Consider the following 4,327-nt stretch of genomic DNA (forward strand, 5'->3'; position numbering starts at 1 on the left):
CACTCCAAGCCTTCGACATCACCTTCGACGGCCGGCTCACCGCCGGACGCCGCTGAACAAAACCGACCGAGTTCCACCGTTCGCTACACAGACCCCCAAGGTCAGTAGCGGGCTTGGCGGAGTCGGCATTCACGTCGATCGGGCCACGTGCGAGGGTGGTGGCCATGCCGCAGCTGGGTCATCGCCTCCGGTTCTTCAGATTCGCGTTGGGGTTTGCTCCGACGGGCTTCGCTGCATGCCGGGAGACAGGTGTCCCAGCTCTGGAGCACGCCTTGGTAGAAAGCGCGACGCTCTGTGGCATTCATCGGTGCCAGGTGACGGTCTATCGGCATCTGTTCGTCGCGAAGAGGTGCGGAAGGTGCTCGGACTGCCGGGTGAAGGCGGTCGATGCCACGTCCAGGCCCTGAGCCAGGCCCCCCTGCGTGCGGGTGTGGTCGGGGGTCTGCATCCCCGTTGTGGCCGCTTTGCCCATGTCCTTGGTTGGAGTGGAGGAAGGAGGGACGGGCGGCGTGGGCCGCGGCCGGGGGTCGGGGCGCCCTCGGCCCCGGTTGCGTGTCGGCTGGGGGCGCCATGCTGTGGCGCCGTCGGCGGGGCGATGCCCGGCGGGGGAGGACGTCGATGGCCCGATGCTGTTCTCCTGTGGCTGTGTCCTCGTCAAGGCCGGTGAGTGGGAGCTGTGGTGGTGGATGGGGGCGTTGTGTGGGTGGGCACGTACCCGGTGGTAGCTGCCCTGGGAATCGAGCGGCATGACTTCCTCCCGCAGCTTCCATGCGTTGGTGCAGCCCTCACCAGCAGGCCGTCGGTAGGCCGCCGGCGGGGACCGGGCCACCAGTGCGGCAGTGTCTGTTCGGGCACCGGCCCGGCGGCGCTGTCAGTGCTGCGCCATAAGGTGCCGGGCATACCGTTCCTGGTGGCGATGGGGGTAGATGGTGCGCAGGCCGGTCGATGGTGAGGTGCATGTCCATTACGGTCAGATCTACGTCGAGAGCGACCCCGCGAGTTGCGGCCCAGACCTTGCGGAGGCGTTCGCGGGCCAGAGTTCCGGGCTGTGCGGGGCGGCTGTCCCCGGCGCGCTGTGGCTGATGACCGGGCTGCACACGGGCAATGTCGGCTTCACCGTCGAAGTGCACGACCAGGCTCCGCCGCTGGATGCGGACTGGGAGGACGTCGTGGAGGTGTCCTTCCATCCCGTCTCGGGCAGTAGCGCGCTCGTGCAATGGGGCGGCGAGAACTGCTGGGACCTGGACCTGGAAGTGACCGACTACCGGGTGCGCTACTGCGCCAAGGGCATGGACGAGGCCAACCAGCGGGACACCCGCATGGACGACGAACCCCAACTGGACTGCTACCTGCTGCAGTTGTGGCCGGCTCGCCCTGCACTGGACCGCGTCCTGAGGCAGTCCTCGGCGAATGCCGCCTACTGGCACGACTACGCCTGCCAACTGCCACCACCTCCCACACCCGCCGAACGCGCCGAAACCGAACGCCTCGCCCGCCTCGCGCAGGAGCAAGCAGAACGAGAGTGCCGGATCGCCTACGAACGATGGGAGTGGGGCGGGCAGTTGCCGAGCCAAGCCCTGCGCGCCGTGGGCGGCAACGTGCGCGGCCTGCTCGACTTCGACCCGGCCCTCGTCCACGCCATCGATGCCGCCGACGCCAAGGTCCAGCGCGGGGTGGCCCTGCTGGCGGCGCGCCGTGCCTGCGAGAGGGCCGGTCTGACAGCAATTGACTGGATCTCCGCAGGACTTACCGCCCTGGCCGAGGGCGGTCCGTTGCCGCCGCCCCTCGACAGCCCGGACGCCGTGTGGCAGGCCCTGGAAACCGACCCCCGCGTCCCGGACAGAACCGTCGGCCGGGCTGTCGCGCCCAAGCGTCCCCCCTTCCAGCCGCCGGTCCGTGACGATGCGTACGCGCCGGTGCCCAAGCCGGAGCCGACGGCGCAGATCGTGGGCCCCTCGGCTGCCATGGTGAAGTTGCCGGGCCTGCCCACACCACTGACGCCACAGTCCGTCGGGGAGAGGCCGTACGTGGTGGAGGTCACGATCGGCGAGCCGGACCCGTCCCTGCGCATGTCCCAGCCGCACATGGCCGTCCCTGCCCTGCTCGGGGCCGCCGAAACCGACACGCTCCTAGCGGCCCTCGATGCCGTGTACGCGGCCGTGGTCACCTACGGGGAGGACTACCGGACACTGCTTCAGGAGATCTGGTCCGCTTGTCGGGGACGTCCGCAGACACGGAGAGCGCGACCGCGAGTCTGACTTTGCCGACCCCGGGGAAGCCGGTACACCTCCGCGAGCGGACGTATCTGCCCCCGCTCTGTACCTGCCTAACAGCTTCAGGTATCCACGGGCGGGAAGATGGGTGAGCCCGTGAGGGGGCGCCCCCGCTCTGCCTGCCTCACAGCTTCAGGAAGGCGCAGGCGGCGAGCCAGACGGTCAGCCCGAACGTCAGGGGCACGACCAACTGTGGAACCTGGATGGCGACGCTGACGGCAAAGGCGGTGCCGAGAGCGGCAACAGCGAGCTTGGTGCGAGCAGGATCGGACCTGGGGGCGGGACCTCCTGGCGAGTTAGGACGGCCGTCGGGCGACGGACCGTGACCCCTTGTCATCCCAAGGAACTCTCGGGGACATCATCACGCCTCCCGATCCGATCAGTAGCGGGGGCGAAAACGGTCGTTTGCGCCCCGTCGTAGCGATCCAATCCCGCGTGACTGCGAAACCGGGGCAATTCCGGCAGGATGTGAGCTTCTGAAGTCGTCTCCATGAATGACCAGAGTCTGCACATGCTGGCGGCGGATCTCTGAGCCGGTGTGAACGGCGGGCTCACGGCGCGCCCGTCGCTGGGGCTCGGGACGCGGCAAATGCGGTAGCGGTCTCGGCGGTAGTGATGGTCTGCAGCAGGACTTCCCTGGCTGCATTGATCTCGGCCAATCGCTGATCAAGGGTGCACAGCTGGGCGTGGAGCGCGTCCAGGACGCCGGGACATGGCAGTACGGCGGCCTCGGCGGTGGTGCAGGGAAGGACCTGGCGGATGATGCGAGTCGGTAGTCCCGCCGCGAGCAGGGCCCGGATCCGCAGGACGGTCGCGTGGGCAGTCTCGTCATAGGTCCGGTACCCGTTGGGCCGGCGTTCGGGCCGGAGCAGCCCAGCCCGTTCGTAGTAGCGCAGGAGGCGTTCGCTGGTCCCGGTCTGCTTGGCCAGTTCTCCGATGAGCACTGTCTGCTTCTCCTCTCAGGTTTGACCTTCCAACGGTGTCAAGCAGCAACAGTGTGGCCGCCCTGCCGCATTCCGGCGGCCCACTCTCCTTTGGAGGAACCTGTGATCATCGATGCCCACGGCCATGTCCACGACCCGGTCGAAAGCCACCTTGCCGCCCTGGACGATGCGGGAGTGGATCGCGCGGTGCTCTTCGGTACCCGCCCGCATCCGGAACGGGCCGTTGATCTTGTATCCCTGCGTCGTGAGATGAGCGTCCTCGACAATGCCTTGGCAGGCCGTGGGAACAGCGTCGACGGCTACCGAACTGCCTGGACGGAGCTGCACGAGGCCCTGGCCGCGTACCCGGACAGGTTCATCGGGTTCGGCTCCGTGCCGCTGGACCTGCCCGAGGAGGACATCGCGGCCCTGATCGAGCGCGAGGTGGTGGGGCGTGGACTGCGCGGCATCGGGGAGCTCACGCCTCCCGCGGCGGAGGCTGCCCGGATCGAGCCCATACTCGCCGCGGCGCATGACCATGGCGGGCTGCCTGTCGTCGTCCATGGTTTCGCTCCCACCACCGCGGAAGACCTGCGCACCCTGTCCCGTCTCGCCGCGCGATACCCGGTGGTTCCACTGGTGGTCAGCCAGCTCGGTGGGATGAACTGGATGGAGGCCATCGAACTGGTGCGGGACACGCCGAGCATGTATCTGGAACTGTCCACGGCGAACATCATCTTCGCGGTGCGGCTGGCGATCCGTGAGATCCCCGAGCGGACATTGTTCGGCTCGGACGCCCCCTACGGTGATCCGGTGCTCGCCCGCACCACCGTCGAACGGGTCACCCCTCCTGGCGAGGTACGTGAGCGGGTGCTCGGAGGAACCCTGGGGGAGCTCCTGGGCATCCTCTGAACTGAAGCCCTCCTCGACGTCAGCCCCCCGCATGGGCGTGCCGTTCAACGAGACTCTCGCCCGGCACGCCACCATGCCGATCGCCGATGACGTCAGCGAGAGTCAACTGGGTGACTGGTACCGGTCGCTCTGGAGAAGAATGCCAGCAGGATCAGCAGGTGGATGCGGACGCAGGGCGGCTCGAGCGAGCTGACGTTCAGGGGTACCTTCGGCCCCGAC

At 68.1% G+C, this 4,327-nt stretch carries 3 protein-coding genes; 2 read left to right on the plus strand and 1 reads right to left on the minus strand.

Annotation, left to right across the window (positions count from 1 at the left end):
- Window positions 1-953 precede the first annotated feature (953 nt).
- A complete protein-coding gene (locus tag ACFY2Z_RS41560) occupies window positions 954-2,258 on the plus strand; it encodes a hypothetical protein (RefSeq protein WP_390749179.1) in 1,305 nt (434 codons plus the stop codon).
- 566 nt (window positions 2,259-2,824) lie between these two features.
- Here ACFY2Z_RS41560 and ACFY2Z_RS41565 read toward each other — a convergent pair.
- Window positions 2,825-3,217: a MerR family transcriptional regulator gene (locus ACFY2Z_RS41565; protein WP_390749180.1), complete on the minus strand. Its 393-nt coding sequence runs from the start codon at window positions 3,215-3,217 to the stop codon at window positions 2,825-2,827.
- A 102-nt stretch (window positions 3,218-3,319) separates the two neighbouring features.
- Between ACFY2Z_RS41565 and ACFY2Z_RS41570 the strand changes: the two genes are divergently transcribed.
- Window positions 3,320-4,108: an amidohydrolase family protein gene (locus ACFY2Z_RS41570; protein ID WP_390749181.1), complete on the plus strand. Its 789-nt coding sequence runs from the start codon at window positions 3,320-3,322 to the stop codon at window positions 4,106-4,108.
- Window positions 4,109-4,327: the final 219 nt, after the last annotated feature.

It is taken from the genome of Streptomyces sp. NPDC001222, from assembly GCF_042896945.1.
GTDB classification, from domain to species: domain Bacteria; phylum Actinomycetota; class Actinomycetes; order Streptomycetales; family Streptomycetaceae; genus Streptomyces; species Streptomyces gibsoniae.